The sequence below is a fragment of the Gandjariella thermophila genome, from assembly GCF_005405885.1.
Lineage (GTDB): Bacteria > Actinomycetota > Actinomycetes > Mycobacteriales > Pseudonocardiaceae > Gandjariella > Gandjariella thermophila.
This window is the reverse complement of the sequence record NZ_BJFL01000023.1, coordinates 38,561-64,614: the sequence shown is the minus strand read 5'-3', so window position 1 is coordinate 64,614 and position 26,054 is coordinate 38,561. Positions and strand designations below refer to the sequence as shown.

The 26,054-nt window shown below is 72.8% G+C and carries 14 protein-coding genes and 1 tRNA gene; 7 read left to right on the top strand and 8 right to left on the bottom strand.

What is annotated here, in order from left to right:
- Positions 1-71: 71 nt before the first annotated feature.
- The 4 genes from FFT21_RS19580 to FFT21_RS29250 all read right to left on the bottom strand — a co-directional run bounded on the left by FFT21_RS19580 (position 72) and on the right by FFT21_RS29250 (position 12,482).
- Positions 72-5,039 carry an NAD-glutamate dehydrogenase gene (locus FFT21_RS19580; protein ID WP_137815364.1) on the bottom strand — a complete coding sequence of 1,656 codons (4,968 nt, stop codon included), beginning with the start codon at positions 5,037-5,039 and terminating at the stop codon, positions 72-74.
- A gap of 175 nt (positions 5,040-5,214) precedes the next feature.
- Positions 5,215-9,972, bottom strand: coding sequence for a hypothetical protein (locus FFT21_RS19575; protein WP_137815363.1), 4,758 nt, complete (start codon positions 9,970-9,972; stop codon positions 5,215-5,217).
- Between the two features lie 15 nt (positions 9,973-9,987).
- The gene (gene ettA / locus FFT21_RS19570; RefSeq protein WP_137815362.1) at positions 9,988-11,664 is read right to left on the bottom strand and encodes an energy-dependent translational throttle protein EttA; all 1,677 of its coding nucleotides are present in this window, start codon (positions 11,662-11,664) and stop codon (positions 9,988-9,990) included.
- 218 nt (positions 11,665-11,882) lie between these two features.
- On the bottom strand, positions 11,883-12,482 hold the full coding sequence (locus tag FFT21_RS29250; RefSeq protein WP_192909641.1) for a single-stranded DNA-binding protein: 600 nt from the start codon (positions 12,480-12,482) through the stop codon (positions 11,883-11,885).
- A 353-nt stretch (positions 12,483-12,835) separates the two neighbouring features.
- Here FFT21_RS29250 and FFT21_RS19560 point away from each other — a divergent pair, with 353 nt between their 5' ends.
- Genes FFT21_RS19560 through FFT21_RS19550 form a run of 3 tightly spaced genes read left to right on the top strand, consistent with a single transcriptional unit; the run spans position 12,836 to position 15,396 of the window.
- Positions 12,836-13,591 (top strand): TetR/AcrR family transcriptional regulator, encoded by a 756-nt coding sequence (locus FFT21_RS19560; RefSeq protein ID WP_225978565.1) that lies wholly within the window; start codon positions 12,836-12,838, stop codon positions 13,589-13,591.
- Positions 13,592-14,536, top strand: a complete 945-nt coding sequence (locus FFT21_RS19555) for an ATP-binding cassette domain-containing protein (RefSeq protein ID WP_137815360.1) — start codon at positions 13,592-13,594, stop codon at positions 14,534-14,536. It abuts the gene before it with no gap.
- Positions 14,537-14,556: 20 nt separating this feature from the next.
- On the top strand, positions 14,557-15,396 hold the full coding sequence (locus tag FFT21_RS19550; protein ID WP_137815359.1) for an ABC transporter permease: 840 nt from the start codon (positions 14,557-14,559) through the stop codon (positions 15,394-15,396).
- 46 nt (positions 15,397-15,442) lie between these two features.
- Here FFT21_RS19550 and FFT21_RS19545 read toward each other — a convergent pair whose 3' ends face one another.
- Complete coding sequence (locus tag FFT21_RS19545; protein WP_371856832.1) at positions 15,443-17,479, bottom strand: bifunctional copper resistance protein CopD/cytochrome c oxidase assembly protein; 2,037 nt, start codon at positions 17,477-17,479, stop codon at positions 15,443-15,445.
- Between the two features lie 141 nt (positions 17,480-17,620).
- Here FFT21_RS19545 and FFT21_RS28885 point away from each other — a divergent pair, with 141 nt between their 5' ends.
- The 3 genes from FFT21_RS28885 to FFT21_RS19535 all read left to right on the top strand — a co-directional run bounded on the left by FFT21_RS28885 (position 17,621) and on the right by FFT21_RS19535 (position 18,528).
- Positions 17,621-17,782, top strand: coding sequence for a hypothetical protein (locus FFT21_RS28885; protein ID WP_153816563.1), 162 nt, complete (start codon positions 17,621-17,623; stop codon positions 17,780-17,782).
- A gap of 142 nt (positions 17,783-17,924) precedes the next feature.
- Positions 17,925-17,997 (top strand) — tRNA-Arg (locus tag FFT21_RS19540).
- Between the two features lie 324 nt (positions 17,998-18,321).
- Positions 18,322-18,528 (top strand): hypothetical protein, encoded by a 207-nt coding sequence (locus FFT21_RS19535; protein WP_137815358.1) that lies wholly within the window; start codon positions 18,322-18,324, stop codon positions 18,526-18,528.
- A gap of 22 nt (positions 18,529-18,550) precedes the next feature.
- Here FFT21_RS19535 and FFT21_RS19530 read toward each other — a convergent pair whose 3' ends face one another.
- Positions 18,551-20,884: an ATP-binding protein gene (locus tag FFT21_RS19530; RefSeq protein WP_137815357.1), complete on the bottom strand. Its 2,334-nt coding sequence runs from the start codon at positions 20,882-20,884 to the stop codon at positions 18,551-18,553.
- Positions 20,885-20,986: 102 nt separating this feature from the next.
- Positions 20,987-21,745 (bottom strand): NB-ARC domain-containing protein, encoded by a 759-nt coding sequence (locus FFT21_RS19525; RefSeq protein WP_137815356.1) that lies wholly within the window; start codon positions 21,743-21,745, stop codon positions 20,987-20,989.
- A 1,013-nt stretch (positions 21,746-22,758) separates the two neighbouring features.
- Here FFT21_RS19525 and FFT21_RS19520 point away from each other — a divergent pair.
- Positions 22,759-25,098 (top strand): transglycosylase domain-containing protein, encoded by a 2,340-nt coding sequence (locus FFT21_RS19520; RefSeq protein WP_192909640.1) that lies wholly within the window; start codon positions 22,759-22,761, stop codon positions 25,096-25,098.
- A gap of 64 nt (positions 25,099-25,162) precedes the next feature.
- Here the strand turns inward: FFT21_RS19520 and FFT21_RS19515 are convergent, their stop codons facing one another.
- Positions 25,163-26,044 (bottom strand): spermine/spermidine synthase domain-containing protein, encoded by an 882-nt coding sequence (locus FFT21_RS19515; protein WP_225978564.1) that lies wholly within the window; start codon positions 26,042-26,044, stop codon positions 25,163-25,165.
- Positions 26,045-26,054 lie beyond the last annotated feature (10 nt).

The window sequence follows — 26,054 nt, the reverse complement described above, 5'->3', positions numbered from 1 at the left end:
TGTCCCCCGAACCCGGCCCCGCGCGTTCCGTGCGCGTCATCGCAGACCCGCCCGGACCCCAGAACAGGCTGTCAGCGAACCATGCCGCGCACCTGCCGGGCGGCCACCGACAGCGTGGCCAGGTCCAGCCGGCCGACCCGGTTGATCTCGTCCAGGGTGGCCCGTGCCCGGCCGAGCCGGGACGCGTTGGTGGCCTCCCACTGGGCGATCTTCTCCTCCGGGCTGTCCGTCGGGTCGCTGTGCCGCAGCACGTCCACCGCGATGCCCCGCAGCGAGGAGTACAGGTCGTCGCGCAGCGCCAGCCGGGCCAGCGCGTGCCAGCGGTTGCCGCGCGGCAGCTCGCTGACCGAGTTGAGCATCAGGTCGATGCCCAGGTGGTCGGACAGCGCGTAGTACAGCTCGGCGGCCTCGGCGTGGGTGCGCTCGGCGCCGATCGTGCCCGTGCCGGCCTCCCGCTCGGCCAGTTCGGCGATCTCCGCCACGTCCAGCAGGCCGTATGTGTAGAGCAGCGACGCGACCCGCTCGGCCAACCCGGCGGGCACGCCGCGGTCGATCAGCCGCTCGGCCCGCTGCCGCACGCCCTCCTGCTCCCGGCCGTGCAGCAGCTCCATCATCCGCGGCGCGAGCTGGCCCACCACCGGGGCGAACCGGCTGATCTCCGCGCCGACCGCGAGCGGCTGCGGCCGGTTGGACAGCAGCCACCGGGACGCCCGGTCCAGCAGCCGCCGGCTTTCCAGCACCATCTCGTCGGCCACGTCGCTGGAGATCGCGTTGTCCAGCGCCTCGATCTCCGCCCACAGCCGGTTCAGCTCGTAGATCCGGGTGACCGCGGTGTAGGCGCGGATCGCGTCGGTGGCGCTCGCGCTCAGCTCCTCGGCCAGCCGGAACGCGTACGACACGCCGCCGCCGTTGACCACCTCGTTGACCAGCAGGGTGGTGATGATCTCCTTGCGCAGCGGGTGCGCGGCGATCGCGTCCTCGTAGTTCTCCCGCAGCCTCGTGGGGAAGTAGTCGGGCAGCCGGCGGGCGAACACATCTCCGGTGGGCAGGTCGCTGGCCAGCGCCTCGTCCTTGAGCCGCAGCTTGACGTGCGCCAGCAGGGTGGCCAGTTCGGGCGAGGTGAGCCCGTGGCCGGCCTTCTCCAACTCCTTGAACTGCGCGGCGGTGGGCAGCGACTCCAGTCGGCGGTCCAGGCCGCCACGCTCCTCCAGGTCGGCGACCAGCCGCGCGTGCACCGGCAGCATGGCGGCGGCGTGCGCCCTGGCCACGCCGAGCACCTTGTTCTGCGCGTAGTTGTCGGCCAGCACCAGGTCGGCGACCTCGTCGGTCATCTCGGTGAGCAGCTTGTTCCGCTCGTCGGTGCCCAGCCGCCCCTCGGTGACCAGGTGGTCCAGCATGATCTTGATGTTGACCTCATGGTCGGAGCAGTCCACCCCGGCGGAGTTGTCCAGGGCGTCGGTGTTCACCCGGCCGCCGGCGCGGGCGAACTCGATCCGGCCGCGCTGGGTGAGCCCCAGGTTGCCGCCCTCGCCGACCACCTTGACCCGCAGGTCGCGGCCATCCACCCGGACCGCGTCGTTGGCCTTGTCGCCGACCTCGGCGTGGGTCTCGGTGGCCGCCTTGACGTAGGTGCCGATGCCGCCGTTCCACAGCAGGTCGACCGGGGCGAGCAGGATCGCCTTGATCAGCTCGGTGGGGGCGAGCCGGGTGACCTCCTCGGACAGCCCCAGGGCCTCCCGCATCTGCGCGGTGACGACGATGGACTTGGCGGTGCGCGGCCACACCCCGCCACCCTCGCTGATCGTGCTGCGGTCGTAGTCGTCCCAGGACGACCGGGGCAGGCCGAACAGCCGCTCCCGCTCCCGGAAGGAGGTCGCCGCGTCCGGGTTCGGGTCGACGAAGATGTGCCGGTGGTCGAACGCGGCCACCAGCCGAATGTGCTCCGAGAGCAGCATCCCGTTGCCGAACACGTCGCCGGACATGTCGCCGACGCCGACCACGGTGAAGTCCTGGGCCTGGGTGTCCACGCCGAGTTCGCGGAAGTGCCGCTTGACGCTCTCCCACGCGCCACGCGCGGTGATGCCCATGGCCTTGTGGTCGTAGCCGGTGGAGCCGCCGGAGGCGAACGCGTCGCCCAGCCAGAACCCGTAGCTGATCGCGACCTCGTTGGCGATGTCGGAGAACGTCGCGGTGCCCTTGTCCGCGGCGACCACCAGGTAGGTGTCGTCGCCGTCGTATCGGACCACCTGCGGGGCGGGCACCACCGTGCCACCGGAGAGGTTGTCGGTGAGGTCCAGCAGGCCCGAGATGAACTGCCGGTAGCAGGCGATGCCCTCGGTGAGCTGGGCCTCCCGGTCCAGGCTCGGGTCGCCGGTCGGGGCGGGCGGGCGCTTCACCACGAAGCCGCCCTTCGCGCCGACCGGCACGATCACCGCGTTCTTCACCGCCTGCGCCTTGACCAGGCCGAGGATCTCGGTGCGGAAGTCCTCCCGGCGGTCCGACCAGCGCAGCCCACCCCTGGCGACCGGGCCGAAGCGCAGGTGAACGCCCTCCAGCCGCGGCGAGTACACGAAGATCTCGAACTGGGGCCGCGGCTCGGGCAGTTCCGGGATGCGGCGCGGGTCCAGCTTGATCGCCAGGTACGGACGGGGTCGGCCGTCGGCGTCCCGGACGAAGTAGTTGGTCCGCAGCGTCGCGGCGATCAGGGTGAGGTAGCTGCGCAGGATGCGGTCCGCGTCCAGGCTCTCCACCTCGTCGATCATCTGGGTGATCTCGGCGGTCAGCGCCTCGGCCTGGTTGACCCGGTTGGTCTCCGGCAGCGCCGGGTCGAAGCGGGTCTCGAACAGCCGCACCAGCGCGGTGGCCACCGCGGTGTGCGCCAGCACCGCGTCCTCGATGTAGTTCTGGCTGTACGGGGTGCCGGCCTGGCGCAGGTACTTGGCGTACGCGCGGAGCACCGACGCGCCGCGCCAGGTCAGCCCGGCGCGCAGCACCAGCGCGTTGAACCGGTCGACCTCGCACTCGGCCCGCCAGGCCGCGGCGAACGCCTGCTCGAAGCGGGTGCGCACGTCGTCCAGGTCGGCCTTGGCCAGCCGCTCCAGCACGGCCGGGTCCACCCGCAGCCCGAAGTCGAAGATCCAGTACTGCCGGCCGTCGTCCAGCCGCACGTCGTACGGCCGCTCGTCGACCACCTCGACGTCCATCCGCTGCAGCACCGGCAGCACCTGGGACAGCGTCACCCGGCGGCCGGAGAGGTAGAGCTTGAACCGCCGCTCCCCCGGCTCGGCGTCGGCCGGCACGTAGAAGGCGATGTCCAGGCCGCCATCCCCGAGCGCCTGCAGCCGGCGCAGGTCGGCCAGGCCGTCCGCGGCGGAGAAGTCCTCCTTGTACGCCTCGGGGAACGCGGTGGCGTACCGCTGGCCCAGCTCGGAGGCGGACTCGGGGCCGAGCTGCGGGCCGCCCTCGGTGTCCCGCTGCTCGGCCACCACCGCGTCCACCATCAGGTCGTCCCAGCTGCGCACCGCCTCCGTCAGCCGTTCCTGGATGCGGGCAGTGTCCGGCTCGACCGCCTCGGTGGGGTCGGTGTGCACGGTGAAGTGCACGCGTGCCAGCGCGGACTCGCCGACCCGGGTGCTGAACTCCAGGTGGGTGCCGTGCAGCTCGTCGAGCAGCACCTCCTGCATGGCCAGCCGGGACGTGGTCGTGTACCGGTCCCGGGGCAGGTACACCAGGCAGGAGAAGAACCGGTGGTAGGGGTCGCGGCGGAGGAACAGCCGCAGCCGGCGGCGTTCGGCGAGCGCGAGCACCCCGGTGACGGTGTGGTACAGCGTGTCGACATCCGTGGAGAACAGCTCGGTGCGCGGGTAGTCCTGGACCACCTCGAGCATCCGCTGGCCGGAGTAGGACTCCAGCGGGAACCCGGCGCGGTGGATCACCTCCCGGACTCGCCGCTCGATGACCGGGATCTCCAGCACGTTCTCGTGCAGCGCGGCGGTGGTGAACGCGCCCAGGAAGCGGTGCTCGCCGGTGACGTTGCCCTCGCCGTCGAAGGTCTTCACGCCGACGTAGAACGGGTAGACCGAGCGGTGCACCGGCGAGGGCGCGCTCGCCTGGGTGAGCACCAGCAGTTCGCGCGCGAGCGCCTGGGCGGCCGCGTCCGGCCCGGCGACGAAACTGCGCGCGGCCAGGCTGTCCTGGCGGAGCACGCCCAGCCCGGAGCCGAGCACCCCGCGCAGCGCCGGCTTCTCCTCGGTGGACGAGTCCTGCACCAGCTCGTAGTGCCGGTAGCCGAGGAAAGTGAAATGGCCGGCGGCCAGCCAGCGCAGCAGCCGGGCGCCGTCCCGCACCTCGTCGTCCGGCAGCGGCGGCGGGTCGGCCTCCAGCCGGTCGGCCAGCGACCGTGCCATGCCGGCCATGCGCTCGGTGTCCTCGACCACCTCGCGCACCTCCATCAGCACCGACAGCAGGCCGTTCTCCAGCTCCCGCGCCCGCTGCGGGTCGGTGATGAGGTCGATCTCGACGCTCATCCACGACTCGGCGAAGGTGTCCCGTGGCGGCGCGTCCGGGTCCGCGGTGGGCAGCACCTCCAGCAGCCGGCCGGCGACGTCTCGCCGCACCACCACGATCGGGTGCACGGTGCGCTGCACCTGCACCCCGCCGCTGGTCAGCCGGGAGGCCACCGAGTCGACCAGGTAGGGCATGTCGTCGGTGACCACCTGGACCACGGTGGAGTTGGAGGTCCAGCCGTCGTGGCCGCGGGTCGGGTTGAGCACCCGCACCAGCGGGCGTCCCGGGACCCGGTTCTCGGCGAGTTGCAGGGTGGAGCGAACCGCGCCGACCAGGTCGACCGGGTCGTCGTCGATCACCTCCTCGGGCGGGAGGTACCGGAAGTACAGCCGGATCAGCTCGGCGATGTCCGGGGCGAGGCTGGCCGCGCGCTCGATCAGCTCGTCGCGGGCCTGCTCGGGACTCGACGTCCGGTCGTGGCCGAGTGCGTTACCGACGGTGAGGGGGCGGGACGGGGCTCCGGTCGAGGTCATGTTCAGGCGGCTCCACGGCTATCCGGCACGTCGGTGTGCCGGGTCCGGCTCAACCCTAGACGGCCCCCGGACACCGACCGGCGACGGGATGGGCGGCCACGGCCGCGCCGCCGCCGGTCGGGACGCGGGGTCCGCGCGGGTTCTCCCGCGCCGGCACACCCTTGGGTAAGCGTTGTCACAGCCGGGAGTAGCCCGCATCTCCAGGCCCCCAGCCGGGTTCGTCGCCGGCATGGCCCATCAGCCCCGGCGACGCCGGCGTCCAGCCGCCGCCGTCTGGTCGGCTGGCCGGCGGGTTGGTCACCGGGCGTGACCAGTCGGCGAACGAGGTCTCCTCGGCCGTGACAGAGTACTGATCCAGAGAATATTTGTCGGTGGTCGACAGGTCGCCGTCGTCCTCCGGGAAGCCGAACCGGATCGGGCCGGTGTCCTCCTCCCACGGCCGCCCGCCGGACACGGCGGTGAGCCGGCGGGGGCGCCCGTACCGGTCGGTTGGCCCGGGTTCCGCGGACTCGTCACCGGGGTAGCCGGTGGCTCCGCCGTCCTGCCGGGCGCGGTCCGCGCCGCCGTCCTGCCAGGCGCTGCGGAAGTACTCCGCCGAGTGACGCCCCCGGGTGGCGCGCGGCGTTTCGGCGGGGTCGGCCGCCGCCGTGTCCCGGACGCCGGATCCGGTCGCGTGTCTGCCGGCCGGAGCCTCCTGGTCCGTCCCGCCGTCCGCGCTCCGGCGGCGCGCCGCCCGGGACGCCCTGCCGCGGGCGGCGCGGGAGGTGTCGACGCCGAGCCCCTCGAGCAGATCGGCGACGCTCACCGTGCCCTCGCCGCCGCGCCGGGACCGGCCCCCGGAGGGCGGACGACCGTCGCCGGTCTGCGCGGCGGAGCGGCCCGCCTGTGCGGGCTCGTCCCCCTCGCTGCCGGTGTGGTCGCCAGGATCAGCGCGATCGTCAGTGTCGGCGGGTTGCGGCGCGGTGCCGCCATAGCCGGTGGGTTCGGAGCCGTCGCCGGTCCGGTCGCCGCCAGCCCGGTAGCCGGCGGGTTCGTGGCCGGCGGGTTCGTGGCCGATCAGGTCCGAACCGGCGAGGTCGTCGGCGAGCAGGTCGGGTCCGGCGAAGTCGGGTCCGGTCAGGCCGCTGGCCGCCGGTTCGAGTCCCGTCAGGTCGCTACGGCCGGGTTCGGGGCTCATCGGGCCACGGCCGGCGAATTCGAGCCCGGTCCGGCCGCTACCGCCGGGTTCGGCGCCGACCGGGTCGCGGCCGGTGGTTCCGATGCCGCCCGGTTCGTCGCTGACGGGCTCGTCGGCGGGCAGCGAGTGGGCGGTCGCGTCGCCTGCGGCATAGCCCGGTGCAACGGAATAGCCGCCCGGTTCGGGGGATGGTTCGTGGATTGGTTCGTGCCCGGTGAGATCGTCGTCCGTGGGTCCGTGGCCGGTCGCCCGGCGGCCGCTGGTCGGGTAGCCCGACGTCGAGTAGCTGAAAGCTTCGCCGGCCGTGGCCCGCTCCGCCCACGCGGCGAGGTGATCCACCTGGTCGGCGCGGTGGTCCGGGTTGTCGGCGCCGCTCTCCGCCCAGCCACCGTCGGGCCGGGCGTCACCGGCCGGCTGCTCTTCCGGTGGAGCCTCGCCCCGCCGGCCGGTTTCGTAGGCGACCAGCGCCTCCGCCAGCAGCTCGGCGAGCGCGGCGTTGACCCTGCGGCGGGACTCCCGGGACTCGGGATCACCGAACCGGAACGAACTCTTCCTGCGCGGTCGCCCGCTGGCTCTCGCCCCGGTCGCGTCATCCGCCACGGCGGGCGTGTCGTCGCTCTCGTCGGTTGGGACACGCTCGGCCGGCAGCTCCACCACGCCGATGAAGCCACCGCGTGTATCGGCGCGGGTGCCGGCCCGCACGCGCCCCGGCTCGGCGCCTTCCGCCGCCGTCCCGGTTCCCCCGTCGCCGCGCCGGTCGGGCGAACCGGCTCGCGCGTCGCTTCCGGGGTCGGCGAGCGCCCCGGGCTCGCGGTCGGCCCACCGACCGGCGGGGGTCGGCTGCTCGGCCCCGTGATCGGAGAACGCCGCCGGTTCGCTGCCCGCCCGATGGCCGGCGGCGGTGCGCCGCTCCGGGCCGGCATCCGGCTGCTGGGGCGGCTCCGGAGGTGGCGGCTCGGGATCGTGCGGCCGCTCGTCCGGCTCGGGCACCGGCGGAATGGCATCCGGGCCAGGCTCGGGTGGCAGCGGGTCCGGCAGCGGCGGCGGCTTCGACGGCTCCCGCTCGGGCTCCGGCCGGCGGGGTTCCGGCCGGTGCGGCTCGGGGCGGTCGGGGTCCGGCAGGTCGGGTTCCGGGCCGGGCTCCGGGATGCGCGCCTCGGTGGACCGGTCCACCGCACGCGACCACCGCGGGTCCTCGACGAAGGCAGGCAGCGGGGCCGCGTCCGGGCACCACACCATGGCGGGCTCGGGGTCAACCGGCGAGACGAGCCGTGGCACCGGCCGGTCGGTCTCGCGTCCATGTTCACCGGCGGCCGGGCCGCCGTGCTCCCTCTGGGCTCCGCCGGTGACCCGGTCGGCCGTGGGCGCGGTACCCGAACCCCCATGAACGCCGCTCGGATCCTGGTCGTCGGCCGGCTCGTCCTGCAGGCCAGGGTGGTGGGGCGTGTCTGGTTCGGCCGCGAGGGCGCTGAGCGGGTGAAACTCCGGCGCGGGCAGCAGGGCCGACGCCGCCGGGTCCGCACCAGTGTCGGTGTCCGCCGGAGCGCCGAGCGGATCGTCGGCAGGTCCGCCCGGGGGCTCGGCGGTCTGGTCCTCGCCCGCGCTGGGGGCGGCGCCACCGGCGTCCGTGTCCTCCTCCGGGTCGGCCGCCCGGCGGCGGCCCCCCGTGCCGGGGATCGGCGTGACCCCTGCCGCCGCGAGCACGTCCAGGCCGGTCGGCCGGTCGGTGCCATGCCGAGGGTGCCGACCGCGGTCATCGGCGCGACGCCGCCCACCGGGCGGATCCTCGCCGCCGGCGGCCTCCGCCTCGGCAACGCCGTCCAGCCCGCCGTCGCCGAGGCGGTCGGCGGCGCCGCCTGTCATGCCGCTCGTCGCCCCGCCGGTGACGGTGTCCGCCGTGCTGTCCGCGGCCGCGCTCTCGCCGGCTGCCGCCTTCGCGCCGGTCGGATCCGCGCCGCCGGGTTCGACGGCGCCGGGTTCGACGGCGGGCGGCTCGTCGATCTCGCCGGCGGACCCGGGCTGCTGTGTGCCGGCGCCGGAGATTCGGCCCAGCGCGGAGAGTTCCGCGGCCTCACCGATGCCAGGCGCATCGGCACCGGCCTCGGACGTCGTGCTCGGCGAGGTCCCGGGCAGCCGGTGCAGCCGCCACCGATCGGCGGCCTGCGCCCACGCGGTGGACAGCCCGTCGCCACGCTCGTCGGCCGGTCGCCGCGTCCTGCGCCGCCCCTCGCCGCGGCTGCCCTGACCGATCCGGCGGAGCGAACTGGTACGGCGCGGCGCGGCGGGTGGTGTCTCGCCGTCCGCGAGGTCCCCGCCGGACGCTTCCTCGCTCTCCACGGACGTCCAGGACCATTCGGCGACGGCGGCAGCCGCTTCCGGCTCCGGCACATCGGCGATCCGCGGTCCGGCGTCTTCGGCCGCCTCGGCCGGCTCTGTCGGACGGGACCGCTCGGACGGCTCCGCCAGCTGCGGTTCCGCGGCGGCCGCGATTCCCGGGGAGTCCTCCGGCGCACCGAATCCGGTGGGTTCCGCCGGTTCGGCCGACCATGGTGGCACCACGGGCTCGGCGATCGACGTCGGCGCTCCGGCTAGCGAGGTGGCGGGTTCGGTGGTCGCCGTGGCGTGCGGCTGGCTGGCATCGCCGGGCCGCAGCAGCGCGGCCAACTGGTCCGGCACGGCGGTACCGACCTCGCGGCCGTTGGCGACGAACCCCTCTGCGAGCCGCGCGCGCACCCCGAACATGATTCTCGCCTGCCTGCGCTCGGCGGCGTGCGCGGACCGCAGATGGGCCAGCGCCTCGGACAGCTCGCCGCGCGTCTCGTGCACGTGCGCCACCGCGAGCAGCGCCTCGGTGAGCAGGTCGTCCAGCTGATGGCGGGTGGCGCTGTCCACGGTGTCCCGCAGCAACGCCTGGGCCACCTCCAGCCGGCCGGCAGGCAGGTGGACGCGGGTGGCGAGGGCCAGTCGGAGCCAGCCCGCGCTGGCGGCGAACGGGGCGCGCACCGGCCGGTCGAGCATGGGCTCCGCGGCCCGGGACGCCTCACCGACCTCGTCGGAGTCCATCAGCGCGCACACCAACTCCAGGACGAGGCGTCCGAGCACCTCCCCGCTGTCGGTGTCCCGGTCCCGCACCTGGTCGAGCAGGGCGAGCCCGTCCCGCGCGGCGGCGATGGCGCCGGCCAGGTCGCCCCAGCGCCGCTGGTGCGCGGCGATCACCGCGTGGAGTTGGCCGCGCAGCAGCAGCCGGGTGTCGCCGTCCAGTTCCTCGGCCGCCGCGTATCGCCGGTCCGACTCGTCCAGCGCGTCACTGATCGGCTGGCTGCGGCCGAGGCCGACCAGGCATTCGGTGGCCCGCATCAGGGCGGTCGCGCGCAGCGCGTTGGGCACGCCCTCGGCCGCCAGCACCGGCCGGAGCAGCGCGAAGCCGGTCATCGGAACCCGAGCCGCTTTCGCATTCGCGGCGAGTTCGACCCGCACCTCCCAGCCGACCTCCGGCTGCCCGGCCGCCTCGGCGGCCCGCAGCACCCTCACCGTGCGGTCGACCACCTGCATGCCCCGGCCCAGCCGGTTGAGCGCGGACACGGCCAACGCCTCCGCGCGTAACCGCTCGGCCTCGTCCCGCCGGGCGCCGGCCAGCGCCGCCGCCCGCTCGCTGAGCACCAGGGCGAGTTCGGGCGCCCGCCAACGCAGCCGCCGGGCGGACACCACGAGGGTGTCCACCTCGACGTCTGCCTGCGCCTCGTCCCTGGCCGCCACGAACGGTTTCTCCGTTCAGTCCCGCGTCAGCTTGCGGTACGTGACCCGGTGCGGACGCGCGGCGTCCTCACCGAGCCGTTCGATCTTGTTCTTCTCGTACCCCTCGAAGTTGCCTTCGAACCAGAACCACTTGGCCGGGTTTTCCCGGTCACCTTCCCAGGCCAGGATGTGCGTCGCCACCCTGTCCAGGAACCAACGGTCGTGGGAGATGACCACGGCGCAGCCGGGGAACTGCTCCAGCGCGTTCTCCAGCGAGCTGAGCGTCTCGACGTCCAGGTCGTTGGTGGGCTCGTCGAGCAGGATCAGGTTGCCGCCCTGCTTGAGGGTGAGCGCCAGGTTGAGCCGGTTGCGTTCACCGCCGGAGAGCACCCCGGCCGGCTTCTGCTGGTCCGGCCCCTTGAAGCCGAAGGCGCTGACGTACGCCCTGGACGGCATCTCGACCTGGCCCACCTGGATGTGGTCCAGCCCCTCGGAGACCACCTCGAACACCGTCTTGTTCGGGTCGATGCCGGCACGCTGCTGGTCGACATACGACAGCCGCACGGTGTCGCCGATCCGGACGGTGCCGGCATCGGGCTCCTCCAGCCCCACGATGGTCTTGAAGAGCGTGGTCTTCCCGACCCCGTTGGGACCGATCACGCCGACGATCCCGTTGCGCGGCAGGCTGAACGACAGGTCGTCGATGAGTACCCGGTCGCCGTAGCCCTTGCGCAGGTGCTCGACCTCGACCACGACGTTGCCCAGCCGGGGGCCTGGCGGGATCTGGATCTCCTCGAAGTCCAGCTTGCGGGTCTTCTCCGCCTCGGTTGCCATCTCCTCGTAGCGCTGCAGACGCGACCTGGACTTCGCCTGCCGGGCCTTGGCGTTGGACCGCACCCAGGCCAGCTCCTCCTTGAGCCGGCGCTGCAGCTTGGCGTCCTTCTTGCCCTGGACCGCCAACCGCTCGCTCTTCTTCTCCAGGTAGGTCGAGTAGTTGCCCTCGTACGGGTAGGCGCGCCCGCGGTCCAGCTCCAGGATCCACTGGGCCACGTTGTCCAGGAAATACCGGTCGTGCGTGACGGCCAGCACCGCGCCCGGGTACTGGGCGAGGAACTGTTCCAGCCACTGCACGCTCTCCGCGTCCAGGTGGTTGGTGGGCTCGTCGAGCAGCAGCAGGTCCGGTTTGCTGAGCAGCAGCTTGCACAGCGCCACCCGGCGACGCTCACCACCGGACAGGCTCCGCACCTCGGCGTCCGCCGGCGGGCACCGCAACGCGTCCATCGCCTGGTCGAGCTGGGAGTCGAGGTCCCACGCGTCCGCGTGGTCGAGTTCCTCCTGGAGCCGACCCATCTCCTCCATGAGGTCGTCGGAGTAGTCGGTGGCCAGCTTCTCCGCGATCTCGTTGAACCGGTCGAGCTTCCGCTTGATCTCGCCGACACCCTCCTCGACGTTGCCGAGCACCGTCTTGTCGTCGTTCAGCGGTGGCTCCTGCTGCAGGATCCCGACGGTGCTCTCCGGCGCGAGGAACGCGTCACCATTGTTTGGCTGGTCCAACCCGGCCATGATCCTAAGTACGCTCGACTTGCCGGCACCGTTCGGCCCGACAACGCCGATCTTGGCGCCAGGGAGGAAGTTCAAGGTCACGTCATCGAGGATGACCTTGTCCCCGTGCGCCTTGCGCACCTTCCTCATGGTGTAGATGAACTCGGCCATGGCCGCGATCGTAGAGGCGTCGCCATCGGCTGGACACTGCGGTCACCTGCAATGTGCGCGCGGACCGGCCGGGACACCGGCCACAGCATCCCTCTTCCTCCTCCGTACCGCCGTTGGAGTGCATTTGTTCGCCGTTCAGAGGTTGCGGAGAACACCGAATCGCTCACTCGGATGCACTCCGCCCCCTGGTCGGACCACCCTCATCGGCACGCCGACCGTCAGGCGGCCGACGCACGCCTCCGCCGTGCCGCGCCGGTCGCCGCCGGACCGGTCGCCACCGGGGCCTCGGCCACCGCGGACTCCGCCACCGAGCGTTCCGTAGGGCCGACCGCAGCCGGAGAGGCCTGTGCTGCCGCGGCGCCGACCGCCCGGGCGACAGCGCGGTCGCCGTCCGCCGGCACCGCGGCGGTGGCGTCCGGAGCGCCCGGCGCCGGCGCATCCCGCGCCCCGTCCGACTGCGGCCGGTTGCGCCGCAGGTCGGCGGTGCAGCGGGTGAGGTCCGGACCCACCGCGTGCGCGTCGACATCCAGCGACACCCGCTGCTGGCCCTCGTACTCGTAGTCGCGCGTGTACATGCGGCCGGTGACCACCACCGGGTCACCCTTGCCGAGCGACGCGGCCACCCCTTCGGCCAGCCGCTTCCAGCAGTTGACGGTGGCGAAGACCTGCCGCCCGTCCACCCACCGACCGGTTTCCGGATCGAAGCGGCGCTCCGTCGACGCCATCCGGAAGCTCACCCACTTGGCGCCCTCCGCGGTGCGCCGCTGCCGCAGGTCACTGGCCACGTTCCCGACCATGGTCACATTCGTCTCGTTCATCACCGGTACCTCCGCTCGTCCCGCGCCCGGTACTCCGTGGCGCTCCGGCCCGCGCCGGCACGACCCAGCCTGGCCCGACACGTGGCATCGCGGGCGCCGGAGCCGCGGTTCTGTGGACAGGCGAGCGCCCTGTGCAGAACTCCCCGCGCGGCGCCCGTCGCGCCCACGGAATGTCGGCCCGCCGTGGTAGAGGGCGTCTCCGATCGGCGCGGTAATTCCGGCGACAACCGGGCTCCTTCGTGGCACAAAGGACAACCGTCGCCCGGTGGGCGGCTCCCACACACCGAAGCACGACGGAATGAGTGAGTCCTCACTCATTGCAATGAGTGAGGACTCACTCATACACTGGGAGGGTGACCGACCATCGACCGAGTCCCAGACAGCGCCGAGCCGACCGCGCGGCGGCGCGCGCACAACGCGCGGCCGAGCGTGGCCGCGGCGGGGTGCGCGCCGATCGGGGTCACCGCAGGCGGGCGCCCGCGATGAGCGTCGAGGAGCGCCGCGAGTCGATCATCGCGGCCACCATCCCGTTGCTGCTGGAACGCGGTGACGCGGTGACCACCAGCCAGATCGCCGCCGCCGCCGGCATCGCCGAGGGCACCGTCTTCCGCGCCTTCCGCGACAAGCACGACCTGCTGACGAGCTGCCTTCGGGTGGCAGCACGGTCGGACGCCGAGGTGGAACGGATCGCCGGGATCCGCACCTCGCTGCCGCTGGCCGAACGGATGACCACCGTCTCGGAGGTGGTCGGCGGCTACCTGGACCGCATCTGGCGGCTGGCGCACGCGCTGCGCTCGGCCGGCGTCCACCCGCAGCCGGAGGACGCGCACGCCGACCGGACGGCCCGGCGGGAGCACGCCGAACCGCGCAACGAGATGGAGCGGAACATGCAGCGGGTCGCCGCGGCCATCGCCGACCTGCTCGCACCCGAGGCGGCCCGGCTGCGCGTGGCGCCGCCGCAGGCCGCCCGGCTGCTGCTCGGACTGATCTTCGCCAACCGCATGCAGGGCGAGAGCCACGCCGCGGAACGGCCGTCGGCGGAACAACTCGTCGACGTGTTCCTCCACGGCGCGATCGACACCACATCCACCAGAGGGGGAAACGGTTAAGTGACCGACCAACCGGCAATCGAGGCCGTGCGGGTCAGCAAGACCTTTGGCACGGTCAGGGCGCTGGACGAGGTGAGCGTCCAGGCGCCCAGGGGCACCGTGCTCGGCCTGCTGGGCCACAACGGTGCGGGCAAGACCACCCTGGTCAACGTGCTGACCACGCTGCTGCCGCCGAGCGGTGGCACGGCCAGGGTGGCCGGATTCGACGTGGTTCACCAGGCCCACCAGGTGCGCAGCCGGATCGGGCTCACCGGCCAGTTCGCGTCTGTGGACGAGCAACTGTCCGGATTGGACAATCTGATACTGATCGCCAGGCTGCTCGGCGCCTCCCGGAAGGAGGCCGCGCAGCGGGCCGGCGAGTTGCTCGAGATCTTCGACCTCGGGCAGGCGGCGCGCCGGCCGGCCCGGACCTACTCGGGCGGCATGCGGCGACGGCTCGACCTGGCCGCCAGCCTGGTCGGCCGGCCGGAGGTGATCTTCCTGGACGAGCCGACCACGGGACTGGACCCGGCCAGCCGGCTGGGCATGTGGGAGATCGTCGAGGAACTCGTCGACGACGGCACCACGGTGCTGCTGACCACCCAGTACCTGGAGGAGGCGGACCGGCTGGCCGACTCGATCACGGTGCTCTCCGCGGGCCGGGTGGTCGCCTCCGGCACCGCGGACGAACTGAAGGCCCAGGTGGGGCAGCGCACGGTCACGGTCACGCTGGGCCAGCCCGCGGACGGCGACCGGGCCGTCGCCGCGCTCGCCGGGGCCGGGCTGCACCCCGTGCACAACCCAGAGCGGCACGCGGTGACCACCCCGGTGACCGCGTCCACCGACCTCGCCGCCGTGGTACGCGCGCTGGACGACGCCTCGATCGAGGTCGCCGAACTCGCCCTGGCCGAGCCGACGCTCGACGACGTGTACCTCACCCTCGCCCACCAACCGTCCGCCGCCTGAGTCGAAAGCGACGAGAATCCATGACGACAACCCTGAACACGCCCGAGCGGGCCGGCAGCAGAGCGGAGCCGGCCCGCAGCGGCTGGCACGGCACCGGCGTGGCCACCCAGATCCTGGTGCTCACCGGCCGGTCCCTGCGCGCGATCATCCGCGACCCAAGGCTGATCGTGTTCAACCTACTGCAGCCGCTGGTCATGCTGGCCCTGTTCAGCCAGGTGTTCAGCAGCATCGCGCACACCCCCGGCTTCCCGGCCGGGGTCAGCTACATCAACTATCTGATGCCGGCCATCATCGTCACCACCGGCATCGGCTCGGCGCTGCAGTCCGGCATCGGGCTGGTGACCGACATGAAGAGCGGCGTGCTGGCCCGGTTCCGGTCGCTGCCCATCCGGCTGAGCTCCGTCCTCGTCGCCCGCAGCCTGGCCGACCTGGCACGGTCCGCCGTCCAGCTGGTGATCATGGTGCTGTTCGCCACCGTGGTGTTCGGTTTCTCGCCGGCCGGCGGGTGGACCGGCGTGGTCGCCGCGCTGCTCCTCGGCCTGGTGGTGAGCTGGGGCCTGGCCTGGGTGTTCCTCGCGCTCGGGTCGTGGCTGCGCAACGCGGAGGCGATGCAGTCGGTCGGATTCCTGGCCATGTTTCCGCTGATGTTCGCCTCCAGCGCGTACGTGCCGGTCAGCGGCCTGCCCGGCTGGCTGCAGGCGGTCGCGAAGGTCAACCCGCTGACCTACGCGGTGGACGCGGCCCGCAACCTCGCGCTGGCCATGCCGGTCGGCACCGGAGTGGTGTCGGCGCTGGTCACCAGCCTGCTGCTGGCCGTGCTGGGTGTCGCGTTCGCGGTACCCGGCTTCCGCCGGCCGTGACGGATCGGGGCCGTTCCGGACCACCTCCGGCCCGGAACGGCCCCGGTCACCGGCCGGGACCGCGCTCGGCGAGTTGGCGCAGCATCGCGTTGTACGCGGCGAGTTCCTCGTCGCCCCGGGTGTCGGCGCGCCGGTCCGAGCGGCGGGCCTGCCGCTCGTCGGCCTTCGCCCACTGCGCGAGCAGCGCGATGACCACGACGATCAGCGGCACCTCTCCGGCCGCCCACGCGATGCCGCCGCCGAGCCGCTGCTCGGACAGCAGGTCGGTGACCCACGGCAGGGCCAGCGACCGGTAGAAGGTCTCCCCGATCACCGTCTGCCGGCTCATCAGGATGACCCCGAAGAACGCGTGGAACGGCATCGAGGCGAGCAGCAGGCCGAGCCGTCCCAGCGCGGGCAGCCGGCGCGGGGCCGGGTCGATGCCGATGATCGGCCAGTAGAAGACGTAGCCGGTGAGCAGGAAGTGGGCGTTCATCGCCAGGTGCGCCCAGTGGTAGTTGAGCGCGGTGTCGAACAGCCCGGAGAAGTACAGGACGTAGAACGACCCGACGAACAGGGCGAGCGCCACGATGGGGTGGGTGAGCACCCGGGCCACCGGCGAGTGCACGAACGCCAGCAGCCATTCCCGGGGACCGGGCGGATCGTCCTTGCCGGCCGCGGGCAGCGCGCGCAGCGCGAGCGTCACCGGGCCGCCGAGCACCAGCAGGATCGGCGCCATCATGTTGAGGATCATGTGGCTGCCCATGTGCACGCTGAACATCGCGGGCGCGTACCGGCCGATGCCGGACGACGTGGCCAGCAGCACACTGCCGCAGCCGGCCAGCCAGGCCACCGTGCGGCCCACCGGCCAGGCGTCTCCCCGCTGCCGCAGCCGGCGCACGCCGGCCAGGTAGAGCACCGCGGCGCCGATCGCGGCGGTGCCGTACAGCAGGTCGAAGCGCCAGTCGAGGAACAGCCGGAGCAGCGTCGGCGGGCCGGCGAGGTCGTAGCCGACGAGCAGTTCGGTGGTGCTCGGCCGGGTGGCCGCGTCGGCCGGCGGCGGGGTGCGGCTCAGCGCCGCAGCCACACCCAGCGTGGTGAACATCACCAGGATCTCCACCGCGGCCAACCGCACCAGCGCGGCCCGTGACCCGGTGCCGGTCACCGCGCGCACGCCGCGCTGCCGCTGCAGGTAGCCGAACAACCCCAGGGCCAGCAGCAGGACGATCTTGGCGAGCACGAGCAGGCCGTAGGTGCTGCGCAGCAGGTCATGCACGGGCAGCCGGACCAGCGCGTTGAGCACGCCGGACGCAGCCATCACCAGCCAGCAGCCCAGCGCCACCGTGGAGAAGCGCGAGGTGGCCAGGCCCAGGTGCGCTCCGCGGCGCCGGGCGTGGGCGAGCAGCGCCACCAGGCCACCCACCCACAGCGCGGCCGCCACCAGATGGAACAGCAGGCTGTTGGTGGCCACGTCGTGCGAACCGCCGCTGGCCGAGTGGCCCGACACGGCGACAGGCACCAGCCCGAACACCGACACGAAGAACAGCGTCGTGGCCCAGCCCCAGGACAGCACCAGCGCGCAGCCGACGGTGACCAGCAACGCGATCAACGCGGTCAGCGCCCACGCCTTGGCCTGCTCCAGGGCGTCCACCATGGGCAGCAGCGTGGTCGGGTTGAGCATCTGGCCGACCGGTCGACCGGCCTGGTCGGCCGCGGTGAACGGCACGGAGAGCAGTGCGCCGGCGAACCACAGCAGCGCAGCCCAGCCCGCGGTGCGCAACGCCGCGTACCCGTCGGCGGCCAGCAGCCCGGAACGCTGCTGCGGCACCAGGAAGGCAGCGAACAGCAGCGACCCGATGGTCAGCACCGCGCCCGTCTCGGTGAGCACGCGGACCACGGTCAGCCCGTAGCTGGTGAAGGCTCCCGGGTCGGGCAACCCGTAGATCAGGTACTGGCGGGAACCGGACAGCGACACCAGCGCGGCGGCCAGCAGGGCGGCGAGCACGACGCAGCACAGCAGCAACGGGGCGAGCCGGGCGCGCTGGCGCGGCGCCGCGGCCACGTCGACACCTGCCGGTGCGGCCGGGGTGGCTTCGTGCGACACCTCACGAGGGTAGGTCGCGGCGCATCCTTCCTGTTCGCGGGGCCGTCACGGCATGGAAGCGCTCCCGCGCCTTGGCGTCACCGCCGTCGGTCACCATCAGTAATCCTGCTGGTCAGCGGGGTGGTTGGTAGAGTCGGTGACATGCTCAGCGGTTGCGCAACCGCGCACGCGTTGCGGTCGTCGACGCTCGGCCGGGCGGCGACCAACGGCACGCCCCGGCAGGTCGGCCGCCTGCCCGCAAGCCACGGCCGGCGCCGGAACGACGGCCCCGCCGGCCGCGCCAGCATGGTCAGATTCGCCTAGCCTGCTGCGCGCCTTCTTCCCGCCACGCCGCTGACCTGCGTCTTCGTCCTTCCGATGCGTAATCCGAAACGGTCCAGGCGTGACGAGCGATGTGAAGCATGGGACCGGATGCGCCGCGGTCGCGGCGCCGCGCGGTCGCCTGGCCCCCGTAGCTCAGCGGACAGAGCGAGAGACTTCTAATCTCTGGGTCGCAGGTTCGAGTCCTGCCGGGGGCACAGCGGACCATCCTTTGAAGCACCGTTACCCGCATCGACATGCGGAAAGTCCGCCAGTGTCGATCAGGCGGGAACAGGCGTCACACGGGCCGTAGGGTCCGTCATCAGGGGTGCCACGGCGTTCCCGCACGATCTTCCGCGCAGGTTCGAGGCCTGGTGTCCCCCCACCGTGGGTGCCATGATGGGTGCGTTTCCCGGCCCCGACTTCCCCCGATGATCTACGCCGGGCACGCCGCCGCCCGGAGGTTCGCCCGTGTAGACGATGCCGCTCGCGTTCCCGCCGTGACCGCCCACCGGTCGTGGCGGATCGCAGGAAGGTGCCGCATGACCTGGGCACGGCACGCCAGCCCCGTACAAGACCACGGCCGGTTCGCCGAACAACGAGCCATCGCCAAGGCCCACACCGAGATCCAGAACGGCAGAGCGGCCCGCACCGTCGCCTGCCACGCCGATGACGCCGACGACTGCGCGAACCTGTTGGAGATGCTTGGGCTCGACGCCCTCGACGGCAAGCGCCTCCGGGACGTGTGACATCCGCGACATGGCCCGCCGGTCAGCCGGTCGGCGGCCCCGCGGAGATCCACGCCGCGATCTGGGTGCGCGAGGTGAATCCCAGTTTGACCAGGATGTGCTGGACGTGCGCCTCGGCGGTGCGCCGCGAGATCACCAGCTGATCGCTGATCTCCCTGTTGTTCAAGCCGGCGGCGACCAGTTCGGCGATCTGTCGTTCCCTCCGGGTCAGCGGCGGCTCGCGCGGCGGAGCCGGGGATGTGGGTGTCTTGGGCGACCTCGCCGCCACGGCGTAGTCGACCGCCTGCTCAATCGGGAGTTCTCGGCCCCGTTGGAAGGCGGCGGCGAAGCGCCGGGCACCGAGCACGGTCCGGGTCCGCTGGAGATACTCGTCGTGCGGGCCGGCGAAGGGCAGGTAGTAGCCGGGCGCGGCGCCGATCCGGTCCCAGACGGCCTCGGCCGCTCCGAACAGGGTGGCGGCCCGGGCGGGATCGCCGCGCAGGTGCTCGATCCACGCGATCGTGTCGATCGAGAAGGCCAAGCCCAGCTTGTTGTCCAGCTGCCAGTGCATCTGCAGCGCCTGCCGGCCGGCGTGCTCGGCCCGGTCGGGCGCGCCGCGGAGCACCTCGACGTAGGAGACCGCCCACAGCGCGTAGGACCGCCAGAAGGTCTGACCGACCTCGACGGTGCCGGCCAGGCATTCCTGGAGGAGGGCGAGTGCCTGGTCGTGGTCCCCCTGCCAGCCCAGGGCGAGCGCCAGGCTGAACAGCGCGAAAATCTTGCCTCGCCGGCTGTCGAGCGCGCGGAAGCCCGCCAGGGCCTCGCCGAACAGCCCGACGGCGGTGTCGTGATGCCCGGTGAACAGGGCGGCCATGCCCCGCGCGTGGGTGACGTAGGCGGCTTCGACGCGGTCACCCACGCGATCGGCCACCTCGGCGGCCTCGGCCAGCAGCCGGTTGGCGACGTCGACGTTGCCCTGTAGCAGGGCGAACCAACCGGCCGTCCGCAGCGCGCTCGCACGTTCGGGCGCGGCCGCGGGTGCCACCCGCAGCAGGGTGTCGAGCCAGTAGCGGGCCTCGGTGTGCAGGCCGCAGATACCCCAGTAGTCGTCCAGCAGGCTGGCCATGCGCAACCCGGTGACGGCCCCGCCCGGCTGCTCGGCGCAGCAGTGCAGCGCCGCCCGCAGGTTGGCGTGGTCCCGGCGCAGCCGGTCCACCCAGGCGACCTGGTCGCCGTCGACCCACTCAGCGTCCCACTGCCGGACCAGCCGCGCGTAGTAGTCGCGGTGCCGGTGGCGGACCCGGCCATGCTCGTCCTCGGCGGCGAGGCTGTGCTGGCCGTAGTCGCGGATGGTCTCCAGCATCCGGTAGCGCACCGTGCCGCCGGCCTGCTCGTAGAACAGCAGCGACTTGTGGACCAGCGAGGTGAGCACGCCCGGTACGTCGTCGGCGGCCAGTCCGCCGCCCTGGCAGACGTACTCGGCGGCGGCCGCGTCGAAACCGCCGGAGAACATCGACGCGCGCCGCCATACCAGGCGCTCGGCCTCGGTGCACAGTTCGTAACTCCAGTCGATGAGCCCCCGCAGGGTGCGGTGGCGGTCCGGGTCGACGCGCGAGCCGGTGGTCAGCAGCCCGTAGCGGTGTAGGCGCACGCGTTGCTCGATCTGGTCCAGCGACAGCGAGGACAGCCACCGCGCGGCCAGTTCGATCACCAGGGGGACGCCCTCCAGGCTGCGCAGCAACCGGGCGAGCACGGCGCTGTTCTCCTGCGAGACGGCGAACTCGGGCAGCACGGCGGTGGCCCGGTCGACGAACAGCCGGACGGCGTCGCAGGCCAGCAGCGACCGTGGTGCCGGGACGTTCTCCGCGCTGGGCACCGCCAACGGCCCGATCCGCAGGATGTGCTCGCCGTACACGCCGAGCGGCTGGCGGCTGGTGGCCAGCACGTGTACCCGTGGGCAGAACCGCAGCAGCGCGTCGACGAGGTCCGCGCAGGCGTCGACCAGGTGCTCGCAGTTGTCGAGCACCAGCAGAACGCGGTCGGCCTTCAGGTGGCCGATGACCACGTTGACGGCGGGGCCGGAGGATGGGCCGCGCACGCCCAGGCTGTCCGCGACCACATCGGCCACCAGCGCCGCGTCGCGCAGTTCGGCCAGCTCGATCAGGCAGACCCCGTCGGGGAAGGTGCGCTGGAGGCGGTCGGCGACGTGGAGCGCCAGTCGCGTCTTGCCGACCCCGGCGGGCCCGGTGACGGTCAGCAGGCGCCCGCTGCTCAGCGCCTTCCTCGCCTCGCGCGCCTCCGACCGGCGGCCCACGAAGCTGCTCAGCTCGAGCGGCAGGGGCCGGTAGCGCTGGTGCCCACCCGCCGGGTCGACCATCTCTGTCTCGAACCCCCTGTCAGCCGTGGTCGCGACGCCGGAGACGGACCGAGGGCCGGGCTCGGCTAGCGGGCGAGGGCGTAGTCGACGGCCTGGTCGACCTCATAGTCCATGCCGCGCTTGAACGCCTCGTCGAACGCCCTGTCCCCCAGCGCCCGCCGGACGGCGGCCTCGCTCGCCTCGTGCGAGGCGACCAGCTCGGGAGCGCCGGCCTGGGGTTCCCCGATGGTCAGCCAGGTGGTCTGGGCGGCACCCAGCGGCACCGTGGCGCGGTCGTCGGCCCCCCTCGGCCGCGGCCGTCCAGGCCAGCATGTCCAGGGCGCAGGCCACGCCCAGCGCATCGTGGAAGACGTGCTTGATCCGCAGGCATTGCCGCGCGTACTCGGCCGCCAGGCCCGGCCGGCCCCTGCTCCACTCGACCAGCGCCAAGGTCCACAGTGCCCAGGACAGCGCCCAGATGTCACCGCGCTCCTCGCTGATGCTTCGGCACCGCACCCGCTCGCAGTTGTCCAGCACCAGCAGCAGCCGCCTGGGACGCAGGTAGCTCACCAGGACGTCCACCGGATCGTGCGCCGCCTGGTCGGCCAGTTCCAGGGTCTGGGCGACGGTGTGCGCCAGCAACGCCGGATTCCGCAGCGGGGCGAGATCGACGAACCACATCCCGTCCGGGAACGACCGGCCCATCCCCCGGGCCACCCGCAACGCCAGCCGGGTCTTGCCCACCCCGCCGGCGCCGGTCAGGGTCAGCGGCCGCGATGAGCGCACCAGGCTCCGCGCCCGGTCGACCTCGGCCTGGCGGTTGATGAAACTCGTCATCTCCACGGGCAGGCCAGCCGCCCGTGGGGTCGTGGCCCCAGCCACGCTGCCACGCTAGGCCCAACGCAATAACGGGTCAATCGCGCCAAAACGGACACATTGGCGCCGCTGGGCACCCGTACCGGCCGTATCGGACCGCATCGCGCCGGGCCGGCACCCCACGGGGGTACCGTTGCTCTGCCCGGCCCGGCCCGAGCCGCCCGCGGAACTCGTCTGCGGCGCGGATCACGGATCTGGTCGAGCCGTCGCGGGAACCACTTGGTGCCCTCGCACGTCTTGCGAGCGCGGGAGCCTGCGCGGCCGCGGCTGGCCGATGGACGCCATCCGCGGGTGCCGCATGCCCGCCAGCGCGCGGCGCACGTCCGCCGAACGGCGACCGCAGGCTGTGCGCCGCTCTGGGAGGCCAACAGGTGAACGACCGGTACGACGACAGAGACCGCGGTGGTGAGCCGCGGTGGCCAACGGGTGAGGACCCCGACATCGCCGAGGGCGCGCGTCCCGAAGGGTCGGAAGCTGGCGCTCGGTCCGCCGGCGAGCGCACCGCCCTCTGGCCGACCACGGACGGTGACCAGCCGCCCGACGCGGACGCCGGCCCGCGCCAGGCGGGCGGCCGTCCCGTCGCCGGCGGCGCGCCCGCCGGTCCCCGCGCTCCGGGTTCCCCCGCTACCCCACCCGCGAGCACACCCGCCGGTGGCGGGACCGCCGGCGGGCCGGCACAGCGCCCGGGCATCCCGCCCGGTGGCCCCCGGCAACCCGGCGGCCCGCAATCCGGTGGCCCGGGTGTGCCGCCGGCCGGTGCCGCGCGGCCCGGACCGGGCACGCCGCCGCGCGGCCTCCCGAACGGACCTAACCCGTCCGCACCGGGCGGACCGGGGCCTCGCCCGGGCGGCCCCGCCGGCCCTGGGCCGTCCCGGCCGGGCGGAAGCGGCCCGGGCGCGCACGGCATGCCCGGTGGGCCCGGTGGGCCGCCGGCCGGTGCGCGGCCTGGCATGCCCGGCTCGCCGCCGGGCCGCCGGCCGGCGCCCGGTGCCGGCGGACCACCGCCCGGATACCGCGCCATGGAGCCGCCCACCGAGAGGATCGACCCGCGGCACCGGCCCGAGCCGGCGCTGCTCACCCACGCCGATGCGGTGAGCCACGAGTACGGCGTCGGGTTAGGGGGCGACGGCGACGGCGGCTACCTGGAGGACGACCAGCGGCTGCGGCGGAAGAAGATCTGGCGGCGGGTGCGTCGCACCTGCTACGCGCTGGGCGCGGTGGGCGTCCTCGGCCCGATCATCGGATTCGTGGTGGCGTACCAGTTCGTCTCCGTCCCCGATCCGCAGGAGGTCGCGGCGAAGCAGCAGCAGGTCGTCACGCTGTACTACGCCGACGGCTCGGAGATGGGCAAGGTCACGCCCAAGACCGGAAACCGGGTCCTGGTCAAGTACGAGCAGATCCCGGACCAGGTGCGGCACGCCGTCGAGGCCGCGGAGGACGCGACGTTCGAGGATCCGTCCAACCACGGCTTCGACATGAAGTCGATCGTGCGGGCGGTGTGGATCCAGGCCACCGGCGGCGCCAGCGGTGGTTCCGGGATCACCCAGCAGTACATCAAGCAGGCCACCGGCAACGACCAGCACACGATCACGCGGAAGTTCCTGGAGCTGGTCAAGGCCTACAAGATGAGCCAGCAGGAGTCCAAGAACGACATCATCACCGCTTACCTGAACACGATCTACCTTGGCCGTGGCGCGTACGGCATCCAGGCGGCCGCCCAGGCGTACTTCGGCAAGGACGTCGGCCAGCTCAGCCCGGAGGAGGCCGCCTACCTGGCCGGCCTCATCCAGGGCCCGGGTCGTTCCGAGAACCGCGACTACGTGCAGACGCGGTGGAACTACGTGATGGACCAGATGGTCAAGTACCGCTGGCTCAGCGCGGAGGAGCGCCAGTCCGCGACGCTGCCCAACCCGGTGGCGCAGAACGCGTCCCGCTCGGACCAGCTCTCCGACTCCGGGCAGTTCATCAAGCGCCAGATCGAGGCCGAACTGGACGCCCAGCACCTCACCTGGGACCAGGTGCAGGTGAACGGCGCGAAGGTCTACACCACGATCGACCCGAAGGCTGAGAAGGCGGCGGAGGACGCGGCGCACAAGGTGATGGCAGCGGACGCCAAGACGCCGAGCCTGGCCACCGCGCTGACCGCGGTCGACCCGAAGACCGGTGGCATCGTCGCGTGGTACGGCGGGGACGACTCGTCGTACTACGACATGGCCACCATTCCGCACCCCCCCGGCTCGTCGTTCAAGCCGTTCGTGTTCCTCGCGGCGATGGAGAACAACCCGCAGATCGGGCTCAACACCCTCTACGACGGCACGGACAACCAGCAGATCGCCGGCCGCACCGTGCACAACTCCGACGGTGAGACCTGCGGCCAGCTGTGCACGGTGAAGACCGCGATGACCGAGTCGGTGAACACCGTCTTCTACCGGATGGGCGTGGACGCCGGCACCGGGAACGTGCGCAACGCCGCCCTGCAGGCCGGTATCGCCCCGACGATGCGGGACGTCAGCGGCGACCAGGTGCCCAGCCTGATCACCGTGGACAGCAACGGAAAGGGCACCAACGTGGAGGCGGGTATCGCGCTGGGCCAGTACCCGGTGCGCACCCTCGACATGGCCGCCGCCTACGCCACGTTCGCCAACAACGGCATGAAGGCCACCCCGCACTTCGTCAGCAAGGTCGTGGACAGCGGCGGGAACGTGATGTACCAGGCCAACGTGGCGCCGAAGCCGGCGTTCGACCCGAACGACCCGGACCACAACGCCAAGCTGGCCCGCAACGTCACCGAGTCCATGATCGAGGTGGCCAGCCACAGCGGGGTACCGCTGGACGGCAGCCGGCCGGTGGCGGCCAAGACCGGTACCGCGCAGTTCCAGGACACCGGGCACAACATGGCGGCCTGGATGGTGGGTTACACGCCGCAGATCGCCGCGGCCGTGTGGGTCGGCAACAAGGACAAGCCGGGGCCCATCTTCGGCAACTACCGCAACACCATCGGCAAAGCGCACGACTACGACATCTACGGCCGCGAGGAGCCCAGCTACATCTGGCAGTTGTTCATGAACAACTACCTGAAGGGCAAGCCGGTCGAGCAGTTCCCGGCGTTCCAGCCGCTCGGCACGGACAGCAACTTCAGCGGCCACACCACCACGACCGTGCCGCCGACGACCACGACGACCGAGTCGACCCCGCCGTCGACGACGGCCACGGAGACGACCACCGAGACCACCACGCGCACCAGCCGGAGCCGGGACTGCGGCGTCTTCGCTTGCCCGACCACCGAGCCGCCGACCGGGACGACCACGTCGAACCCGAACCGGCAGATCAGCGGCCAGCCCGGGCCGGGCGGCGGTTAGCGCTCGCGGCGTGGCGTGCCCGACGAGCCGCGGGCACGCCACGGTGCGCGTCGCGGCGGCCGGCTCAGCCGCCGCGGAGCACCGCGGGCAGGTGGGTCGCGCTGGTCAGCATGGGCGCGTCGATGGTCGCCGGGCGGTAGCGCAGCGCGGGCAGCCGGTCGATCATGCGCCGCACCGGATCGGCCACGGTGTCGGCACGGCCGAGCATGATCGTGCCCCACGGCTGCTCGTCGGAGCGGAAGTACACCCGGGTACCGAACACCTCGGCGAACCGTCGCCAGGGCCGGACGAAGCTGCCCACCGAGTCCGCGGTGGGCAGGCTGAGGTAGGGGCGGCTGACGTGGGTGGCGACCACGCCGCCGGGGGTGAGCAGGTCCCGGCAGCAGGCCAGGAACTGGGTGCCGTACAGGGCGTTGTGCCCGGTCTCGGAGCCGTCCTGCTCCTCGGGCAGGTCCAGCACGACGACATCGTAGCGGGTGCCGGAACGCAGCGCGTCCAGCACGAACTGCCCGCCGTCGGCGTAGTGCAGCCGGATCGGTCCCTCGCCCCGCTCGGCGGCGCGGACCTGGTCCTCGTCGTAGCCGTACGGCAGGTGCCGCGCGCATGCCCACACGCAGTCCGGGTCGATGTCCACGTGGTCGACGTGCTCGGCGCCGGCCTCGGCGGCGATCTGGCAGACGGTGCCCTCCCCGCAGCCGATCACCAGTACCCGCCGCACCCGCTCGGCGAGCAGCATCGCGGGCACCAGTTCGGCCTCGTGGAAGGCCAGTTGACCGCATTCGGCGCTCTGCGGGTTGTCGTCACAGAACAGCGTCACCCCGAGCCGGGTGCGGGCGATCAACACCCGCTGGTACGGCGTCTTGCCCTCGTAGCGCACCTCGTCGAGCCGCCAGAGGTCAGCCACGTCCGGCCGGATCGGTTCGCACAGCCAACGCCCGCCGTCCACGCCGACCATC

What these genes read in the sequence shown, in the direction of transcription:
- FFT21_RS19580 (WP_137815364.1), bottom strand. Translation starts at nt 5,039, where the DNA reads ATGACCTCGACCGGAGCCCCGTCCCGCCCCCTCACCGTCGGTAACGCA.
- ettA (WP_137815362.1), bottom strand. Translation starts at nt 11,664, where the DNA reads ATGGCCGAGTTCATCTACACCATGAGGAAGGTGCGCAAGGCGCACGGG.
- FFT21_RS29250 (WP_192909641.1), bottom strand. Translation starts at nt 12,482, where the DNA reads ATGAACGAGACGAATGTGACCATGGTCGGGAACGTGGCCAGTGACCTG.
- FFT21_RS19550 (WP_137815359.1), top strand. Translation starts at nt 14,557, where the DNA reads ATGACGACAACCCTGAACACGCCCGAGCGGGCCGGCAGCAGAGCGGAG.
- FFT21_RS28885 (WP_153816563.1), top strand. Translation starts at nt 17,621, where the DNA reads ATGCTCAGCGGTTGCGCAACCGCGCACGCGTTGCGGTCGTCGACGCTC.
- FFT21_RS19535 (WP_137815358.1), top strand. Translation starts at nt 18,322, where the DNA reads ATGACCTGGGCACGGCACGCCAGCCCCGTACAAGACCACGGCCGGTTC.
- FFT21_RS19530 (WP_137815357.1), bottom strand. Translation starts at nt 20,884, where the DNA reads ATGGTCGACCCGGCGGGTGGGCACCAGCGCTACCGGCCCCTGCCGCTC.
- FFT21_RS19520 (WP_192909640.1), top strand. Translation starts at nt 22,759, where the DNA reads ATGGAGCCGCCCACCGAGAGGATCGACCCGCGGCACCGGCCCGAGCCG.